General features: G+C 65.2%; 14 protein-coding genes. 5 read left to right on the forward strand and 9 right to left on the reverse strand.

Annotated features, from left to right (window positions below):
• Positions 1-82: 82 nt before the first annotated feature.
• Together QMZ05_RS35205 and QMZ05_RS35210 are read right to left on the reverse strand one after the other, a co-directional pair.
• On the reverse strand, positions 83-1,783 hold the full coding sequence (locus QMZ05_RS35205) for an AMP-binding protein (RefSeq protein ID WP_353704933.1): 1,701 nt from the start codon (positions 1,781-1,783) through the stop codon (positions 83-85).
• A 145-nt stretch (positions 1,784-1,928) separates the two neighbouring features.
• Complete coding sequence (locus QMZ05_RS35210; protein WP_353704934.1) at positions 1,929-3,122, reverse strand: serine hydrolase domain-containing protein; 1,194 nt, start codon at positions 3,120-3,122, stop codon at positions 1,929-1,931.
• Between the two features lie 346 nt (positions 3,123-3,468).
• On the opposite strand from QMZ05_RS35210, the gene QMZ05_RS35215 reads away from it, so the two are divergent.
• The 3 genes from QMZ05_RS35215 to QMZ05_RS35225 all read left to right on the forward strand — a co-directional run bounded on the left by QMZ05_RS35215 (position 3,469) and on the right by QMZ05_RS35225 (position 8,110).
• A complete protein-coding gene (locus QMZ05_RS35215; protein WP_353704935.1) occupies positions 3,469-3,792 on the forward strand; it encodes a hypothetical protein in 324 nt (107 codons plus the stop codon).
• A 151-nt stretch (positions 3,793-3,943) separates the two neighbouring features.
• Positions 3,944-5,440, forward strand: coding sequence for an NAD-dependent succinate-semialdehyde dehydrogenase (locus QMZ05_RS35220; RefSeq protein ID WP_353704936.1), 1,497 nt, complete (start codon positions 3,944-3,946; stop codon positions 5,438-5,440).
• 387 nt (positions 5,441-5,827) lie between these two features.
• Positions 5,828-8,110 carry a TonB-dependent siderophore receptor gene (locus tag QMZ05_RS35225; protein ID WP_353704937.1) on the forward strand — a complete coding sequence of 761 codons (2,283 nt, stop codon included), beginning with the start codon at positions 5,828-5,830 and terminating at the stop codon, positions 8,108-8,110.
• 43 nt (positions 8,111-8,153) lie between these two features.
• Here the strand turns inward: QMZ05_RS35225 and QMZ05_RS35230 are convergent, their stop codons facing one another.
• On the reverse strand, positions 8,154-9,053 hold the full coding sequence (locus tag QMZ05_RS35230; protein ID WP_353704938.1) for a transporter substrate-binding domain-containing protein: 900 nt from the start codon (positions 9,051-9,053) through the stop codon (positions 8,154-8,156).
• Positions 9,054-9,189: 136 nt separating this feature from the next.
• Here QMZ05_RS35230 and QMZ05_RS35235 point away from each other — a divergent pair, with 136 nt between their 5' ends.
• The gene (locus QMZ05_RS35235) at positions 9,190-9,891 is read left to right on the forward strand and encodes a GntR family transcriptional regulator (protein WP_353704939.1); all 702 of its coding nucleotides are present in this window, start codon (positions 9,190-9,192) and stop codon (positions 9,889-9,891) included.
• A gap of 53 nt (positions 9,892-9,944) precedes the next feature.
• On the forward strand, positions 9,945-11,315 hold the full coding sequence (locus tag QMZ05_RS35240; protein ID WP_353704940.1) for an FAD-dependent oxidoreductase: 1,371 nt from the start codon (positions 9,945-9,947) through the stop codon (positions 11,313-11,315).
• Between the two features lie 287 nt (positions 11,316-11,602).
• Here QMZ05_RS35240 and QMZ05_RS35245 read toward each other — a convergent pair whose 3' ends face one another.
• From QMZ05_RS35245 to QMZ05_RS35270, 6 genes are all read right to left on the reverse strand, one after another.
• Entirely contained in the window at positions 11,603-13,756 is a 2,154-nt protein-coding gene (locus QMZ05_RS35245) for a SulP family inorganic anion transporter (RefSeq protein WP_353704941.1), read from the reverse strand.
• 213 nt (positions 13,757-13,969) lie between these two features.
• On the reverse strand, positions 13,970-15,016 hold the full coding sequence (locus QMZ05_RS35250) for an alpha/beta fold hydrolase (RefSeq protein ID WP_353704942.1): 1,047 nt from the start codon (positions 15,014-15,016) through the stop codon (positions 13,970-13,972).
• Between the two features lie 72 nt (positions 15,017-15,088).
• Positions 15,089-15,895 (reverse strand): crotonase/enoyl-CoA hydratase family protein, encoded by an 807-nt coding sequence (locus tag QMZ05_RS35255; RefSeq protein WP_353704943.1) that lies wholly within the window; start codon positions 15,893-15,895, stop codon positions 15,089-15,091.
• 137 nt (positions 15,896-16,032) lie between these two features.
• Positions 16,033-17,073 carry an alcohol dehydrogenase catalytic domain-containing protein gene (locus tag QMZ05_RS35260; protein ID WP_353704944.1) on the reverse strand — a complete coding sequence of 347 codons (1,041 nt, stop codon included), beginning with the start codon at positions 17,071-17,073 and terminating at the stop codon, positions 16,033-16,035.
• A 382-nt stretch (positions 17,074-17,455) separates the two neighbouring features.
• Positions 17,456-18,370: a phosphoribosylaminoimidazolesuccinocarboxamide synthase gene (locus QMZ05_RS35265; protein ID WP_353704945.1), complete on the reverse strand. Its 915-nt coding sequence runs from the start codon at positions 18,368-18,370 to the stop codon at positions 17,456-17,458.
• 85 nt (positions 18,371-18,455) lie between these two features.
• Positions 18,456-19,373 carry a pirin family protein gene (locus QMZ05_RS35270; protein WP_050425019.1) on the reverse strand — a complete coding sequence of 306 codons (918 nt, stop codon included), beginning with the start codon at positions 19,371-19,373 and terminating at the stop codon, positions 18,456-18,458.
• Positions 19,374-19,619 lie beyond the last annotated feature (246 nt).

A 19,619-nucleotide genomic window follows, 5' to 3' on the forward strand; every position in this document is an offset into this window, starting at 1 on the left:
CATGTCTCGTGGGCTCGGAGATGTGTACAAGAGACAGCCCCCACCCCGACCCTCCCCCGCAAGCGGGAGAGGGAGAAGAACCTCACGCCGTCTTCGCCGCCTTCAATCCCAGCCGCTTCTCGACCGCGTCGCGCATCACGAATTTCTGGATCTTGCCGGTCACCGTCATCGGGAATTCCTCGACGAACTCGACATAGCGCGGGATCTTGTTGTGGGCGATCTGGCCTTGGCAGAAGGCGCGGACCTCGTCTGATGTCAGCGTCTCACCCTGTCTGACCCTGACCCAGGCGCACAGTTCCTCGCCGTAGCGGCTGTCTGCGACGCCGAAGATCTGGACGTCCTGGATCTTCGGATGGCGGTAGAGGAATTCCTCGATCTCTCGCGGATAGAGGTTCTCGCCGCCGCGGATCACCATGTCCTTGATGCGGCCGACGATGTTGCAATAGCCCTCGTCGTCGATCACGGCGAGGTCGCCGGTGTGCATCCAGCCATTGACGTCGAGCACGTCGCCAGTTTTCTCCTTCTCGTCCCAATAGCCCAGCATGATGCTGTAGCCGCGGGTGCAGAGCTCGCCGCGTTCGCCGCGCGGCACCACCTTGCCGTCGAGATCGACCACCTTGACCTCGACATGCGGGTGGATGCGGCCGACTGTGGAAACGCGGCGCTCCAGCGGATCGTCGGTCGCGCTCTGGAAGCTCACCGGGCTGGTTTCGGTCATGCCGTAGGCGATCGTCACCTCGCGCAAGTTCATCTCGGTGTTGACGCGCTTCATCACCTCGATCGGGCAGGGCGCGCCGGCCATGATGCCGGTGCGTAGCGAGGAGAGATCGAAGCGCGAAAACTCCGGATGGTCGAGCTCGGCGATGAACATGGTGGGCACGCCGTAGAGCGTGGTGCATTTCTCCTGCGCGATCGTCGTCAGCGTCGCCAAGGGATCGAAGCCTTCGCCGGGATACACCATGGTGGTGCCGAGCGTGACGGAGGCGAGATTGCCCATCACCATGCCGAAGCAGTGATAGAGCGGCACCGGAATGCAGATGCGGTCCTGCTCGGTCAGGCGCATGGCGCGGCCGGTGAAATAGCCGTTGTTGAGGATGTTGTGATGCGTCAGCGTCACGCCCTTGGGCGAGCCAGTGGTGCCGCTGGTGAACTGGATGTTGACGGGATCGTCGAATTGCAGGCTCGCGCCAAGCGCAGCAAGCTGCTCGCAATGGCGTTCGCCGCCCATCTGCGCGACCTGCTCGAACGGAATGGTGCCCGGCGCCGCCGGTCCGCCGATCTGGATCACCGCGCGCAGCTGCGGCAGTCGCGCCGATCGCAATTGGCCGGGCTCCGAGCTCGCAAGCTCGGGCAGCAGCGTGTTGATCATCTCCATATAGGCCGAAGTCTTGAACGCGGTCGCCGTCACGATCGCGGCGCAGCCGACCTTGCCGAGCGCGAATTCGAGCTCGCTCAGGCGATAGGCCGGATTGATGGTGACGAGGATCAGCCCGGCTTTCGCGGCCGCGAATTGCGTCAGCGTCCATTCCGGCCGGTTCAGCGACCAGATGCCGATCCGCTCGCCGCGTTGCAGGCCGAGCGCGAGGAAGCCCGCCGCCAGCGCCTCGACCCGGTCGGCGAATTCGTTCCAGGTCCAACGCACATTGTGGCTGGGCGAGACCAGCGCCTCGCGGCCGCCCCAGCGTACGCGTGCGCGGTCGAGGCTGCGGCCGATGGTTTCGCCGAGCAGCGGCGTATCGGAAATGCCGCAGACATAGCTGTCTGTCTTGGGTGTGGGTGCCAAGCTCGTCCTCCTCGTGGTCGTGTTTGTGTCGCACTTTTTTGCGCGATCTTAGTCGTTTGGCACTGGCAGGACAGGCCCGACCTATGGCGGGTATGAAAAATCCCTCCCCGCGAGGGGAGGGATTGCTCATTGCTTGGCTGGAACCTTACGCCGCCCTCTGCCCGCTGCCGGCATCGAGCCCGGCATAGATGCCCTTCTCGAAGCCTGCGAAGGCTTCCAGGCTGTGCTTGTCGGCGAACGGCAGCAGCTGGGTCAGGATCACGCCGCAGACGTCACGCGACGGATCGATCCAGTAATAGGTGTTGGCAAGGCCCGCCCAGGCGAGGCTGCCGGGGCTGCGGCCTTCCGGTGTCTTGGCGGTGTTGATGAGGAAGCTCAGCCCCCACTTCTTGATCATATCGGGATAGAGATCGACATCGTTGGTGTACGGCGGCGCCGCGGTCGTCATCTTGCCGACGGTGAGATCGCCCATCTGGTTCTGCCCCATCGCGGCGACGGTCTCGGCCTTCAGCAGCTGGTTGCCGTTGCCCTTGCCCTTGTTGAGGATCATCTGGCAGAACTTGATATAGTCGGCCGCGGTCGAATACAGGCCGCCGCCACCCATGTGGAATTCAGGGTTCTGCTCGAGCTCGAACGGCATCGCGGCGAGCGTGCCGTCCTCGCCGCGGGCATGCATGCCGACCAGCCGCTTGCGCATGTCGTCCGAGATCTTGAAGCCGGTGTCGCTCATGCCGAGCGGCGCGAACATGTTGTCACGCAGATACGCATCGAGCTTCTTGCCCGATGCTGCTTCCACGGCCTTGCCGACGAAGTCGATATTGATGCCGTATTCCCAGCGCGTGCCCGGCTCGTTCGCGAGCGGCGTCTTCAGCGCGGCATTCAGGCAGGAGATGATCCCGGGCGTGCCGGTCTTCTCCATATATTTCCCCATGTCGGCGTTCCAAAGGTCGTAGCAGAAGCCGGCGGTATGGGTCATGAGCTTGCGCAGCGTGATCGGGGTCTTGGCCGGGCGCAATTTCGGCTCGCCCTTTGCGTCGAACCCTTCGAGCACCTGCGGCGCGGCGAGATCGGGCAACAGCTTGCCGATCGGCTCATCGAGCGAGAGCTTGCCCTGCTCGACGAGCTGCATCGCGCCCGCTGATGTCACCGCCTTGGTCATCGAGGCGATCCAGAACACGCTGTCCGCGGTCATCGGATCGCTCTTGGAGAGGTCGCGCTTGCCGAACGCGCCCTCGTAGATCACGTCCTTGCCGGTGGCCGCGACTGCGACCACGCCGGGAATCTCCTTCGCCTCGCTCTTCTGACGCAAAACTTGATCGATCTGAGCCTTGCTCTGCATTGGGCTTCCTCCGGTGGGTTTATTGTTTTGAAGTGGGCGGATCATCCTCCCGCTTGTCGGGTCCCGCAAGGCGGGCGCGCGATGCGATGGTGTCGCGATGTCGTGAAGGCGGGCGGATCAGGAACGACCTGGCTCAGAGGGTGTTCACCACGCGCGCAGATTTTGCGGTGGACTCCGTACCGGTCCCGGTGACCCAGCAAGGCGGCCACGGTAACGTGATCGGCAGATTGATTTTCGTACCTGTTTTTTTGCATTAACGCATTCAGATCGCTGCACAAACGGTGCGGCGAATTGGGCCAGATTTGACGAAAAAGATCGTCATTTTGCGCCTTGCGGGGACGCAGCAATGATTTCGACATGGAGTGAATGGAAGCGCTATCCGCGGCCGGGCCGCGGCGAGAATATCGAAGCGCCGGTCAGCCCAGGTCTTTACGAAGTTCGCTACGCGGGTACCGGCGCACTGCACTCATTCGAGGCCGTCGACAATGTCGCGCAGGCGCTGGCGCTGCTGCAGACCGGCACCAGGTCATGGTTCGGGCGCCGCGATGCGCGGGCGCAGGCCGACCTCGAATACCGGACTTGCGCAACCTCGACCAAGGCGGATGCCAAGGCCGCGGCCGAACGCATGATCGGCCGCCGCGAAACCTACATGTCGGGCGGCGCGCTCTGAGCGCCAGCGCGCAGCGGCGCATGAACGAAGATCGCGCGCCAGCCCTCAATATTGCTTGAAGCAGGGTCGCGCCGCGCGCCGGTGCATCGCAGCGGCTTTCCGACTATATAGGCGGCCAATACCCCTCCAAAGAAATTCCAGGAGTAACGCCATGACCCCGCCCGTTGCCGCACGCGCCACGCAATCCGCAGCATCCTCCCTGCACAGCCGCCTGAAGGATCCGTCGCTGCTGCGCGATCGCTGCTACATCGACGGCGCCTGGGTCGGCACCCCCGAATTCGCCGTCAACAATCCGGCGACCGGCGTCGAACTGGTCAAGATCGCGCAGCTGGGCGCCGATGATGCAACCAGAGCCGTGGAGGCCGGGCAGCGCGCGTTTCCGGCCTGGGCCAAGCTGACCGCGAAACAGCGTTCCAACATCCTGCGCAAATGGTTCGACCTGATCATCGCCAATCGCGAAGACCTCGCGCTGATCCTGACTTCCGAGCAGGGCAAGCCGCTGTCGGAAGCGCTCGGCGAGGTCGATATCGGTGCGGCCTATGTCGAATTTTTCGCGGAGGAGGCGCGCCGCGTTTATGGCGAGACGATTCCGACCCAGCGTCCGGATGCGCGCCTGCTCGCGATCCGGCAGCCGATCGGCGTCTGCGGCGCGATCACGCCGTGGAACTTCCCGAACTCGATGATCACGCGCAAGGTGTCGCCGGCGCTGGCGGCCGGTTGCACGGTGGTGCTGAAGCCCGCCAACGAGACGCCGCTGTCGGCGCTCGCGCTCGCGGCGCTGGCCGAAAAGGCCGGCGTGCCGAAAGGCGTGTTCAACATCATCACCGGTGATGCGCCGCCGATCGGCAAGGTGCTGTGCGAGCATCCGGCGGTGCGCTTCGTCGGCTTCACCGGCTCGACCGAGGTCGGCAAGATCCTGTACCGGCAGGCTGCGGTCGGCGTGAAGAAGCTCGGCCTCGAGCTCGGCGGCAACGCGCCGTTCGTGGTGTTCGACGATGCCGACATCGATGCGGCGGTCGAAGGCGCCATCGTCTCGAAGTACCGCAACATGGGCCAGACCTGCGTCTGCGCCAACCGCCTCTACGCCCAGGACAAGATCTACGACCAGTTCGTGCAGAAGCTCTCCAAGAAAGTCGCGGAGATGAAGATCGGCGACGGCACCGAGCAAGGCGTGACCCAGGGCCCGCTGATCAACATGAAGGCGATCGAGAAGGTCGAGCGTCACATCGCCGATGCCGTGAAGGGCGGCGCGAAGATTGTGACTGGTGGCAAGCGCTCGTCGCTCGGCCGCAGCTTCTTCGAGCCGACCGTGCTGTCGGACGTGCGGCCCGACGCGCTGGTGGCGCAGGAGGAGACCTTCGGCCCGCTCGCGCCGGTGATCCGCTTCAAGGACGAGGCCGACGTAATCGCGATGTGCAACGCCTCGCCGTTCGGCCTCGCCTCCTACTTCTACTCGCGTGACATCGGCCGCGTCTGGCGCGTCGCCGAGGCGCTGGAGTCGGGCATGGTCGGCGTCAACTCCGGCCTGATCACGACCGAGGTCGCCCCGTTCGGCGGCGTCAAGGAAAGTGGCCTCGGCCGCGAAGGCTCGCGGCACGGCATGGATGAATATGTCGAGATCAAATACGTGATGATGGCCGGCGTCTGATCGCCGTCATTGTCTGTTCGCTTGAGCCCGGCGCTGATTGAAGCAGCGCCGGGCTTTTGCTTGATCGCACGCTTGTCGATCGGTTCGTTTGCCGCCATTCGGATCGCTGCGACAATTCACCGCGTCCGACCGCGACGCCGATCGCATCGAGAATCTCTCTAATCTCGAAAGGGCCGTCAGAGAGCCGCAGAAGTGCGCAGTCTTCGATGAAACACTAGCCGGAGCGCGGAAGCCGCCGCATCGACGTCGTCTCGCGCAACAGGTTTCATCCCATCGCTTAGATGCGTTCTAGTTGGCGTCACCGCGCGTGATGCTTATGCCCCGGTCGTCGCGCTCGAACTCTGACGATGTTCGAGACGAAACCAAGAAAAAGACTCCGGGGACCTCATGCTCGTCACCTCAAATGTTCCATGCGCATTCCGGCTCGCGTGCGCGTCGCTGCTCCTGACTGCGGTGCCTTCGCTCGCGCAATCGCCGGAGCAGCCACCTGCAAGCGGTGCGGCGCCGCTCCCGCCGGTCGTCGTGGCCGCGCCACAGCATCGAAGCACGCCGGTTCGGCGGCCGTCATCGTCGCGTTCGGCACGCTCGTCGGCAGCGCATCAGGCGAGCAGGCGTGAGCATGCGTCGGCACCAGCGGCCACACCGACCGCCGGCGCGCAGCAGGCGGCGTTGCCGGTGCCCTATATCGGCGGCCAGGTCGCGCGGGGCGGGCAGCTCGGCCTGCTCGGCAACAAGGACTATATGGACACGCCGTACAGCCAGACGAGCTACACGGAGAAGACAATCCGCGATCAGCAGGCGACCAGCGTCGCGGAGGTGCTGACGAATTCCGATCCGTCGGTGCGTGCCGCGATCGGCAGCAGCAACCGCTACGACGCGCTGACCATCCGCGGCTTCCGGATCGAGAACAGCGAGATCGCGTTGAACGGGCTCTACGGTCTCGTTCCGGCCTATCGCGTCAACCCGGCTCCGATCGAGCGCATCGAGCTGCTCAAGGGACCGGCTGCGTTCCTCAACGGAATGGCCCCGCAAGGCAGCACCGGCGGCACGGTCAACGTCGTGACCAAGCGGGCGGCGGAAGACCTGACGCGCCTGACCGCAGGCTACATCTCGGACGGACGTTTCGGCACGGAGCTCGATCTCGCGCGCCGCTATGGCGAGCAGAAGGAATGGGGCGTTCGCTTCAACGGCGGGATCGACGGCGGCAACACCAGCATCGACCGGCAGTCCGTGCGCAATGGCGTCGGCTCGCTCGGCGTGGATTATCATGGCGAGCGATTCCGCTGGTCTGCGGACATCATCTCCCAGGACGACTGGATGAAGGCCGCCCAGCGCGGCTACACACCGGTGCCCGGCATCGCGATGCCGAATGCGCCCGATCCGCGCATCAATCTGGCGCAGCCGTTCGACTACGCGCGGTCGCGCAGTCTGACCGGCCTGACCCGCACGGAATACGATCTGAGCAACAACGTCACAATGTTCGGCGCGATCGGCGGCAATGAATTCCGTTACGACAAGCGGGAAGATCCGGGCGCGACGATCCTCAACACCGCGGGCGATGCCTTGGGCACATCCCGCTTCCAGACCGGCAAATCGGAGGCCTTCTCGGGCGAGGCGGGCGTGCGCGCGCGTTTCGACACCGGCCCCATCGGCCATGAAGTCGTGGTCAGCGGCAGCGCGCAGAACCGGACGGATTGGCTCGGCCAGACCAACTACGGCACCTATCTCACCAACATCTACAGCCCGACCTTGCTGGCCACCGCCGGCACGCCGGTATCGACGTTCCCGGAAGGCAAGTCCGGCTTCCTCGGGCTGCGCAGTGTCGGTGTCGCCGATACGCTCACGACGATGGGCGGCATGCTGCAGCTGATCGTCGGCGCGCGCCAGCAGCAGGTGATCGCCAACAGCTACGCTCCGGTCAGCGGCCTCGAGACCACGCACTACGACCAGAGCGCGACATCACCGTCGATCGCACTCGTGGTCAGGCCGATCAAGCAGCTGTCGTTCTATGCGAACTACATCGAAGGCCTGTCGCCCGGGCCGACGCCGCCCTCCGGCGCGGTCAACACCAATGCGGTGTTCGCGCCGTTCAAGACGCGGCAGGTCGAGGTCGGCACCAAGCTCGACCTTGGCGGCTTCGGTGCGAGCCTCGCAGCATTCCAGATCAGCCAGCCGAGCGGCGTGATCGACCCCATCACCAAGATCTACAGCCTCGACGGCCAGCAGAGAAACCGCGGCATCGAGCTCAATACCTTTGGCGAAGTCGCGCCCGGCGTCCGCGTCCTCGGTGGCGTGACCTGGCTCGATGCCCGGCTCACGCAGACGCAAGGCCACCTCTACGACGGCAATCACGCGATCGGCGCGCCCGGCCTGCAGGGCAATCTCGGCGTCGAATGGGACACGCCCTTCGTGCCCGGCCTCACCGCGACGGCGCGTGCCATCTACACGAGCCGGGCCTATGTCAGCGCCGACAACACCCAGAGCGTTCCCGACTGGGCGACCTTCGACATCGGTGCGCGCTACGCGACGACGCTTGCGGGGCGTCCGACCACGTTCAGGGCACAGCTGACCAACCTGTTCGACAAGCATTACTGGATCGGCAATCCGACCGGCTATGTGATCAGCGGCATGCCGCGGACGCTGTGGCTGTCGATGACGGTCGATTTCTAGGAGAAATGCGTGTGGCCATCGCACGCGACGGTGCGATGGCCGGTTACACGCCCTTGTCGTTCGGATTGGCGACGGCGTCCTTCAGCGGCGCCGTCATCGGGAAATTCAGGTTCACATTCTTCGGCGGAATCGGCCGCGTGAACCATTTGGCGTAGAGCTCCTGGAATTCGCCGCTCTTCATCATGGCGACCAGCGTCTTGTCGACCAGCGCCTTGAACTCCGGATCGCCCTTGCGGATGATCAGCCCGTAGGGCTCGGTGCGCAGGCTGTCGTCGATGATGCGCCAGTCGGACGGATTGGGGCTGCCCGCGATCAGGCTCGCCAGCAAAATGTCATCCATCACGAAGGCGTCGCTGCGCCCGGTGGTCAGCGCGAGGAACGAGGCGGCATGGTCCGGCGTCAGGATGTTCTTGGTCTGAAAGTTCTTCGCCTGGGCGCGCGCGCTCAACAGTCCGATCGAGGTCGAGCCCGAGGTCAGTGAGACCGGCCTTCCGCCGAGATCCTCGAAGGTCTTGATCGGCGCGTCCTTCTGCACGACGGCGCGGATGCTCGACACGAAGATCGTGGTGCTGAAGGCGACGACTTTCTGCCGCTCCAGCGTGTTGGTGGCGGGACCGCAGACGACATCGATGGTGCCGTTCTCAATCAGCGGTATCTGGGTGGAGAGCTGGATCGGCTGCAGCCTGGCCTGCAAGCCCGGCAACTTGAGTTCGGCCTTCACCGCATCGACGATCCGCGCGCAGAGGTCCATCGCAAAGCCGACCGGCTTCTGGTTGTCGTCGAGATAGGAGAACGGGACCGAGACGTCGCGGTGCCCGAGCCGGATTTCGCCGGCGTCGCGGACCTTGGCCAGCGTGCCACTGGGCGATTGAGCAAGCGCTTGGGCGGAGGTCGCCGTCGCAAGAAAGGCTAGGTAAATCAGTCGCTTGGTTGCTCGATTCATCTGGTGCTCGCGGCCGTCAGCGATATTGGATACGATAGAGCAAGATTTTATACACGCGATTGCATAATCGGCAAATCGATTTTATACAATAAAGCCATAATCGGATATCCTGGGCACCCAGCGAAAGAGATCCCGGATGGAACCTGAAACCGCCACAAACCATCGAAGCGCCGGACCTCACGGTTCCGCGCCGGACGCCGTGCGTGAGGCGCTGCGGGCCGCGATCAGCTCGGGCGAGCTCGCACCCGGTGTCCAGCTGCGTCAGGACGAACTCGCCGCGCGGTTCGGCACCAGCCGCATCCCGGTGCGCGAGGCGCTGCGCCAGCTCGAGGCCGAGGGTTTTGTCACCTTCATGCCCAACCGCGGCGCCGTGGTCTCCGATTTGTCGATCGACGAGGTGATCGAGCTGCTCGAGATCCGCATCGCGCTCGAATGCCATGCGTTGCGATTGGCGATCCCCGCGATGGGCGAGATTGACCTGGAGGCGGCGACCAAGATCCTTCGCGCCTACGACGCCGAGCCCGATCCGGCGCAATGGGGCGCCTTCAACTGGAAATTCCACGCCACGCTCTACGCGCCGTGCAATCGCCCGCGCCTGCTCGGCATGATCGAAGCGAATTACGGTCACGTTGGCCGCTTCACCCGGGCGCTGGTGTCGCAGGCGACCGGCAAGGAGCGTCCGCAGCGCGAGCACTACCGGTTGCTCGAATTCTGCCGCGACGGCGAGGTCAAGAAAGCCGTCCGCCTGCTGCGCGATCATATCGAGGAGACGCAGAAGACGCTGCGTTCGGCGCAGCGCCAGGCGTTGCGAGATGCGGGCGACGTGCGCCCGGTCTGATCGCTCGAACAATTTGACCATCGCAGGCCCGCTGCGGCGTATGGAGATTCCGTGTGAAGACCAACGACGTCGAAATCCTGGTGATCGGTGCCGGTATCGTCGGCATCGCGACCGCCTATTACCTCGCCGTCCAGCACAAGCGCTTGCGCCTCCTGATCGTCGACGAAGGCCAGCCGATGGCGCTGACCTCGGCGCAGTCGGGCGAGAACTACCGCAACTGGTGGCCGCATCCGACGATGGCCGATTTCACCAACCATTCCACCGATCTGATGGAGGAGATCGCGCGCCGCAGCGACAACTGCATCCACATGACGCGGCGCGGCTATCTCTTGGTCACGCGCGAGGCGAAGCCCGACGAGCTGCTGCAGCAGCTCTACGCCGGCTACGGCGCGCAGGCCGCCAAGCTGATCCGTCAGCATGAAGGCGCAAGCCGCGGCTACGTGCCGCCGCATTCGGCCGATTGGCAGAATGCGCCCGACGGCGTCGACGTTCTGCTCGGTCGCGACCTCATCCAGACGCATTACCCGACCTTCGACAAGGAGGTCTCGACCGCGCTGCATATCCGCCGGGCGGGTGACATCAGCGGCCAGCAGCTTGGCCAGTACATGCTGGAGACCATGCGTCCGCTGGGTGCGCAGTTTCAGCACGCGAGAGTGGTCGGCATCGCGAAGACCGATCGCTTCGCCGTCGATGTGCTGGCCGATGGCGCGCGGCAGACCGTCAAGGCCGATATCATCGTCAACGCCGCGGGCCCGTTCGCCGCGCAGGTCGCGGCGATGCACGGCGAGCAGCTGCCGATCGTCAATGTGCTGCAGCAGAAGATCGCGTTTGCCGACCGCAACCGCGCGGTCGATCGAAAGATGCCGTTTGCGATCGATCTCGACGGCCAGACGCTGGCCTGGTCCGATGACGAGCGCGAGGAACTGGCAGCGGCGCCGGAATACGCGCGCCTGCTGGCGCCGATGCCGGGCAGCATCCATTGCCGGCCGGACGGCGGCGATCACGGCGAGTGGATCAAGCTCGGCTGGGCCTTCAATGCCGAGCAGACGACCGAACCGGTTCGCGAGCCGGAGCTGAACCCATATTTCCCCGAAGTCGTGCTGCGCGCTGCGAGCCGGCTGCAGCCAAAGCTCGCGCAGTATCTCGGCGCGCTGCCGCGCGACCGCGTGCATTATGGCGGCTACTATCCTATGACGAAGGAAAACTGGCCGCTGATCGGCGCTGCGAAGACGCCGGGCGTATTCCTCGCCACCGCGCTCTCCGGCTACGGCACGATGGGCGCCTGCGCCACCGGCGATCTCTGCGCCCGCGCCGTGGTCGGCGCGCCGGTGCCCGCATTCGCCCGCAGCCTCTCGCTCGCGCGTTATGAGGACAAGGCGCTGATGGATCAGCTCGCGGCGAGCGAAAGCCGAGGGTTGCTTTAAGAGAAGAGGACACTGGCGAAGGCGGTCGCCCCGAGGGTGGCTTCACCTCTCCCGCTTGCGGGGGAGGTCGGCGCGCCTTGCGCGCCGGGTGGGGGCTCTCTCCTCTAGGCTACTGGGGGTGGGACCCCCACCCCCGGCCCTCCCCCGCAAGCGGGAGAGGGGGCCGAGTCCCGCCGCGGCCAACAATGAAAGTTCCGTAGCCCGGATGAAGCGAAGCGAAATCCGCGGCCAGTTGCCTGCGGCGAAGATCCCGGATTACGCTGCGCTTCATCCGGGCTACGCATCGTCTATCGCCGCAGCACCGCGATGGTGCGGTTGGCGAAGGTCAGCCGCTCCGCCATCACGGAAACGAAGTACGTCAGCAGCTTGTGGCTGAGCTCGGGGTCCTCGTCGCGGATCGCCGCGAATTGGTGGGTGTTCAGCACATAAAGCACGCTCGCCATCTCCGCCTGGATGGTCGCGCTGCGCGGGGTGTTCGCGACGAGGCCCATCTCGCCGATCGTGGTGTAGCGGCCGAGGCTGCGCACGCGCGTGGTGCGGCCGTCATCGGCGGGCACCATGATGCCGACGCGGCCGTCGAGGATGAAGTGCATGGAATCGGCGGCGTCGCCGGCGTGCACGATGACCTCGCCGGCGTCGACCTCGAGCCGCTGGCAGCGCCGGATCAGCGTATCGGCGTCGCCCTCGCTGTCGAGCAGCCCGGTGAACCAGCCGCGCAGATCGGCCTCCTCCTGCGCCAGTTCCTGGTGCTGCGCGATGATCTGGTTCTCGCACCATTCCAGCGCATGATCGAGCTCGTCGATCACGGAGACACCCTCGGTGATGAAGTCGCTGGCGCGCAGCACCTGTTCAGCCTTGGCCGACAGATGCACCAGCACGAGCTCGACGCCGACCTCGTGTGCGCTGCGCTTGATCTGCGCAAAGCTGTAGGCCGCCGACGAATCGACGCCGGTGACGAGCTTGAAGTCGAACAGCAGATAGCGGCACTCCGCCTGCTCGCGCAGCAGCGCCTTGACGTGCTGGTACAGTCGGTTGGCGGAGCCGAAGAACAGATAGCTCTGCAAGGTCAGCCCCTGGATCTTGCCGCCATGCGCCTGCAGCACGTTCCGGTCATCGCGGGAGCGATCCAGCGAGCTGCGGTACTCCGAACCGTCGAAGCCATATTTGATCGCCTCGACCCGCGCTGCGCTGAGCGCAAAGGTGGCGCAGCCGATGATGACGCCGATCAGGATGCCGGGCACGAAGCCCCAGGCCACGATGATCACGATGATCGCGAGCAGCGACACATATTCGGTCTGCGACAGCCGCTTGCGCGACTCGATCATCCATTTGTGCAGCTGGTCGGCGCCGAGATAGATCAGCAGCCCGCCGAGCACGAATTTCGGCATGTAGCCGAGCAGCTGCGGCGCCACGGCGAGCATCAGCAGCGAGATGGCGGCGACCGTCAGTCCCGAGAGCGGGCCGCGCCCGCCGCTGGAGAAATTGAGGATCGAGCGGCTGACCGAGATGCAGCCGGCATAGCCGGCCAGCGCGCCGGTCAGGATATTGGCGAAGCCGGTGATGTTGAGCTCGCGCTCGAGATTGGCCTCGCGATGCACTGCGACCTCGATGCCGGTGGTGTTGAACAGCGTGCTCGCCGCCGTGACGAAGACGACGGCGATCATGTTGCCGAGCAGGTCCGGCACCGCCGACCATGGATACTGCGCGAGCTGGGCGGCGTGCCACGGCAGCATGAAGGTCGACGCCGGCGGCGGCTCGAAGGTCCAGCCGGTCAGGTGCGCTTCCTCGGGCGTGAGGCCGATGATCCAGAATACAAGATGCGCCACGATGACGCCGCCGACCAGGATGACCGGCAGGCCGAACGGGGTGCGCGAGCGATGCCAGGTCAGGTACAGCACTAGCGCCATCGCGCAGGCGGCGCTGAGCTCTGAGATCGTGATCATGTTGGTGAAGTGAAAGAGGGTGCTAAGCTGCACGGGGTAACCGGTGATCACCCTGATCGCGCCGAGCACGATCAATAGCCCGGTCGCCCCGAGGAATCCGCCGACCACAGGGTAAGGCACATAGCGGATGGCACGGCCAAGCCGGGTCAACCCGAGACAGCACAGCACGATGCCGGTGACGATGGTCGAGAGCCCCAATGTGATCAGCACCGGTGTGAGCAGCGGCGCCGTCGGATCGGCCGCACCGATGCGCTCGACCAGCGAGGCCATCAGGATTCCCGTCACCGCCGCGGTGGAGCTGTCGGGGCCGGCGACCGCGAACGGCAGCGAGCTGCCGAGCGCGATCAAGGTCGCCAGCACCGCCGAGGAGATGAATGTCGCCGCGACGCCGTATGACAGATAGGGCGACAAGGGTCCGGCGAAGATCAGCAGCGCGTAGGACAGGCCGAAGGTGATGCCGAGCACGCTGGCCGCACCGCCGCCTAGAATGTCGTGCATGGCCCGCCGCGCCCGCGAGCCGAAATAAAGCGATCGACTAATCACGTCAAAAAATGTCCTGAACTTTCGCCGCCAGTCGTAGACGAGCCCGGCGCCGGACGACAATAGGATTTTTGTGACAACCGGTTCTCAACGCGTGCATTTTTAGACCCCCGTGCGGGGACGGCTGGGGTGCCGGCTGCCGGAGCGGATCTGCCGATGCGTTCCGATCGTCTAACCGAGACTGTCCATGAACGCGCGCAACCGCGGCGCCCATTTATGCGCGTCGCGGCCCGATGCCGAGTGGCCGTAATCGCTGTCGAGCAGGAAATAATCGGCATCGACGCCGGCGGCCTTCAGCGCCGGCATCACCTGCGGCGCGAGCTCCGGCGGGAATAGCTTGTCGGTCCGCGACAGCACGTAGAGCAGCTTGGCCTTGATCTGTCCGAACTGCGCCGTCACGTCGAAGCCCCGCAGCGCCCTGGCGAGTGTCAGCAGCGAATTGGCATCGAATCCGCTGGCCCACTCCGTGGCCTCGGCGCGGATCGCGACCTCGATCTCGGCGGGATCGGTCAGCGTGTCGCGCAGCCGCGTTTCAATGCCGTAGCTCTTCAGCGTCGCGGTGCGGATCTGGATCATGCTTTCGAGCACGCCGCCGTGATCGTAATAGTCGCCGCCGTTCCAGTTCGGATCCTGCGACAGCGTTGCCATCAGGCGCGCGACATTGCCCTCGGCGCGTTCGCGCGGCACCAGCGGCGCGGTGACGACAGCGGCGATGCCGCGCATGGCGTCGGGGTAGTTCACCGCCCATTGCAGCGCCTGGAAGCCGCCATAGGACGGGCCGACGATCGCGACGAGCCGCTCGATGCCGAGACCATCGAGCAGCGTTTGCTGGCTCGCGACGATGTCGCCGACGGTGATATCGGGGAAACGCGGCCCGTAACGCCGGCCGGTCCGCGGGTCGATGCTCGCCGCGTTGGTCGAGCCGTAGGACGAGCCCAGCATGTTCGGGCAGATCGCGAAATAGCGGTTGGTGTCGACGGCCTTGCCGGGGCCGACGATCTCGCACCAGCTGCCTTCGCCGGTCGATCCGCCCGGATCGATCATCTGCGGCCCGCTGGTGTTGCCGTGGGTGATCAGCACGACATTGTCACGGTTCGGCGCCAGCGTACCGACGGTGCGGTACGCGAGCGTGACTTCGGGCAGCACGCTGCCGTTCTGCAGGCGGACATCTGACGTGGTGAAGGTCTTCAGCTCGGTTGCGATCGATTGTGCGGGCATCGTTTGGCTTCCGGAATGGCTGCGACAGCTCAGCATGCCGCTGGCAGAAACGCAAAGGCTGGCGCCTTGGGATTATCCGTTTCCGCCTTCGCCGCCGAAGGCGCCGTGACGGCCGATGCCCGAGGCAAAGCGCGTCGCGCCCGACAGGGTTTCGCCCGAGGCGATCACATCGAGCCCGCCGCGCATCTCGTTCCGGATCGCCTCTTCCTCGTCGAGATCCCATTGCCGCAGCGCCGACAGCCGGTCGGCGCGCATGCAGGTCTGTGGGAATTTCGCGATATCCTTGGCGAGCGCAATGGCGTGCGCGCGGGTCTCGCCCTTCGGCACCAGCCGGTTCGCAAGCCCCATGCGATGCGCCTCCGGGCCTGTGACCGGACGTCCGGTGAGGATCAGATCGATCGCCTGCGAATGGCCGATCAGCCGCGGCAGGCGGATGGTGCCGAGATCGATCAGCGGCACGCCGAAGCGGCGGCAGAACACGCCGAAGGTGGCGTCCTCCGCGACCACGCGCATGTCGGCCCACAGCGCGAGCTCCATGCCGCCGGCGACCGCATAGCCTTCGATCGCGGCGATCACGGGCTTCGAGAGCCGCAACCGGCTCGGTCCCATCGGCGCGAGCGTGTTGTGGCCGCCGACCTCGCGCTTCTTGTTGGGATCGCCCGCCGCCACCGCCTTCAGATCGGCGCCCGCGCAGAAATAACCGCCGGTGCCGGTGAACACCGCGACCGATGCGCTGGCATCGGCGTCGAAGGCGAGGAACGCGTCATACAGCTTGCGCGCAGTCGCGCCATCGACAGCGTTGCGGTTGTGCGGACGGTTGATCGAGATGATGGTGACGGGACCATCGCGCTCGACGAGCATGGTATCGGCATCGGACATGGGTCGCTCCCTGGGTTTGTTTGTTGGAGCCAACCTAGAGCATGATCCGGAAAAGTGCGAAGCGGTTTTCCGAAAAGATCATACTCAAACAAAGAGCTGGAGCGCGATGACGATTCATCGCGCTTTAGCGGTCCCCGTCAGGCAATGCCATCGCGAACGAAGGCGACGCGGATGGTTGGGTCGCCGATCGCCTCATGCGCATCCTCGAAACGAACCCGGCGGGTGATCACATGCTCGGGGTGGTAATGCCCTGCCGCAACATGGACGACGCAATCGGGCAGTTCGGCCCGAACATTGACGGGCGAGACCTTCAGCGTGATGCCGACGCCGTACATGTGCCGGAGCGGCACCGGTGTGGTTTCGGCGAAGTCGCCATACATGCGCTGGCAGATGCCGTTCGGTTCCGTCGCGCGGAATGCCAGCAGGATGCTGGCGTCGGTCGCCGCCGCGTCGATCACGATCGGAAACAGGCCGGGCGGCTCGATCATGAGGCCGGCCGGCGCTTCGATGATGTCGGCGCCGAGCGACTTCGCCTTGGCGAGGCGTGGTGCGTGATCGTCGAGATAGACGACGCGGCCGGCGCCGCGCGCCACCGCCGCCTGCACCGCGAACATCGCGAGCGACTGCGCGAAACCGCCGATCACCAGCACGTCGGCGCCGGGCCGTTGCTGGAGCCAGCGCGCCACCGCGCTGAACCCGTCGGTCGCGCCATCGGCCAGTCCTGCGGTTTGCGACAGGGAATGGCCTTCGGGCTGGCGGACCAGCATGTGATCGGCGAACGGCACGCGGATCAGGTCGGACAGGCCGCCGCCATATTCGACGCCGCAGACCGGCTTCAGTCCGTAAGACGACCGGAACGGCACAGCGGTGCAGGCATTGGTGTGGCCGCGCCGGCAGCGGTCGCAGGCACCGCAGCTGATCTGGAAGGGGACGATGACGAGATCGCCGGGTGCGAAGTTCTTCACGGCGCCGCCGATGTCGACGACGCGGCCCGCGGTTTCATGTCCGAGCGCAAACGGACCTGCGAGACCCGATCGGCCGTGAACGATCGCAAGATCGAGATCGCAGCGCGTCACCGCGAGCGGCTGCACCAGCGCGTCGCGGTCATCCAGGAGCCTCGGCGCGGGAACGTCCCACCACTCGACCTTGTTGCCGCCGATATAAGTCAATTGCCGCATCGCGTGCTCTCCGCTTTGGGCGGAGAGTGCAGTGGAGCGGATGCGCCGACAAAAGGTTTGTGTTCAACGGAGGTGAATGGAATTCACCTGTGTCTCTGTCCGCTCGGCCGTCATTGCGAGGAGCGTTAGCGACGAAGCAATCCACATCTCGCAAAGCGGCGAGATGGATTGCTTCGCTTCGCTCCCAATGACGGTGCTCCAAGTCTTCCGGAGTGCGCCTCTCACCCCGTCATCCCCGCGCAAAGGCTTCGCCTTTGTCGCTGGAGGTGCGAGCGCAGCGAGCCTCGAAGGATGAATCGGCCACCGGCCGGGCCGTCGACCCTTCGAGACGGCCGCGTTGCGGCCTCCTCAGGGTGACGGTGATGGGTTGGAAGGACCTCGGTTAAATCTTCAGTTCGGTCCCCGTAACGCGCCGATACGCTTCCAGGTACCGCTTGCTCGTCGCATCCACCACGCTCGCCGGCAGCGGCGGGGCGGGGGCGTCGCCGTTCCAGCGGCCGGCGTGGCGCTCGACGTCGAGATAGTCGCGCAGCGGCTGCTTGTCGAAGCTCGGCTGCGGCTGGCCGGGCTTGTAGGCATCGACGGCCCAGAAGCGCGAGGAATCCGGCGTCATCACCTCGTCGATCAGGATGATGCGGCCGTCCTTGTCGGTGCCGAACTCGAACTTGGTGTCGGCGATGATGATACCGCGGGCGCGGCTGGTCTGTTCGCCATAGCCGTAGACGTCACGCGCCATCTTCTCCAGCGTCGCGGCGACATCGGCGCCGACGATCTCGCGCACCCGCGCGACCGTGATGTTCTCGTCATGGCCGGCCTCGGCCTTGGTCGCCGGGCTGAAGATCGCGGGCTCGAGCTTCTGGCTTTCGACCAGACCGGCCGGGAGCTTCTCACCGGCGAGGGTGCCCTCGGCCGCGTATTCCTTCCAGGCCGAGCCGGAGATGTAGCCGCGGATCACGCATTCGATCGGGAACACGGTGGTGCGCTTGCACAGCATCGCACGCCCCAAAATGTCGGCGCGATGGTTCTTCAGTTCGGGCACCGCGCGGATGATCTCGTCGGCATCGGCGCTGATCATGTGATGCGGCACTTTGCCTTCGAGCTGCCGGAACCACCAGGCGCTAATCTGGGTCAGCACCGCGCCCTTCATCGGAATGGTTTCCGCCATCACCACGTCGAACGCCGAGATGCGGTCGGTGGTGAGCAGCAGCACGCGATCGTCGCCGACGGCGTAGATATCGCGCACCTTGCCGCGGCCGATCCGGGGCAGGGGCAAATCGCTGGATAGCATCGCGGTCATGGGCGTGGTCTTTCCGGGCTGGTTTCTCAAAGACGTGCGCCCGCACATGAGGCGTGCGGGCGCAAAGATTATCACAGGAAATAGCTTACTCCGGCAGCGGAATGAACTCGTGTTCGTGGGGAACCTGGGCGAAACGCCCGGTTTTCCAGTCCTGTTTGGCCTGCTCGATCCGCTCCTTGGATGATGAGACGAAATTCCACCAGATGTGGCGCGGCCCCTCCAGGGCGTCGCCGCCCAGGAACATCATCCGGGTCGGTCGCAGCGTCTTCACGGTGATGCGGTCGCCGGGCCGGAAGATCAGCAGCCGCGGTCCCTCATGGCGGTCGCCCGCGATCTCGACCTCGCCGTCGACGAGATAGATCGCGCGCTCCTCGTGATCGGGATCGAGCGGCACCGAGGTGCCGGCGTTGGCGGTCACCTCGGTGTAGAACCAGGGCGAGACCATGCTGACCGGGGAGCTGATGCCGAATGCGGAGCCGGCGATGATGCGCGCGGTGAAGTCGCGCTCGGAGATCATCGGCAGGTCGCCCGCGCCATAATGCTGGAACGACGGTGCGATCTCCTCCTTGCCTTCAGGCAGCGCGATCCAGCTTTGCAAGCCGAGCATCTTCTGACCGTCGCGGCGCTGCACGTCGGGGGTGCGCTCGGAATGCGCGATGCCGCGGCCGGCGGTCATCAGGTTCATCGCGCCGGGCTGGATCTCCTGGATGTTGCCCTCGCTGTCGCGGTGCATGATGCTGCCGTCGAACAGATAGGTGACGGTGGCGAGCCCGATATGCGGATGCGGCCGCACGTCCATGCCCTTGCCGGCGAGATACTGCACCGGGCCGAAATGGTCGAAGAAGATGAAGGGCCCAACCATCTGCCGCTTGCCATGCGGCAGCGCGCGGCGCACCGCAAAGCCGTCGCCGAGATCGCGGGTGCGCGGCACGATGATCAGATCCAGCGCGTCGCAGGTCTTGGGATCGCCGAGTTCGGGATCGGTCGAGGGCTGCCAGCTCATCGCAAAACTCCTTTGTACTTCATTCCGATCATACTCCGTTCGTCGTCCCGGCCAAGCCAACGGGTCGCGCGAACGCGCGCCCGATGACAGGCTCCGCGCGAGCCGGGACCCATAACCACAAATGCTTATGTTACGAAGGCTGGGGCCCCAGCCCTGCGGACCAACTGAAATCGGTGGTTATGGGTCCCTGCTTTCGCACTAGGGCATGCACAGATCTGATGCGACAGATTGACTCGGACGCTGAGC

The sequence above is a fragment of the Bradyrhizobium sp. INPA03-11B genome (assembly GCF_040446015.1).
GTDB classification, from domain to species: Bacteria; Pseudomonadota; Alphaproteobacteria; order Rhizobiales; family Xanthobacteraceae; genus Bradyrhizobium; species Bradyrhizobium macuxiense_A.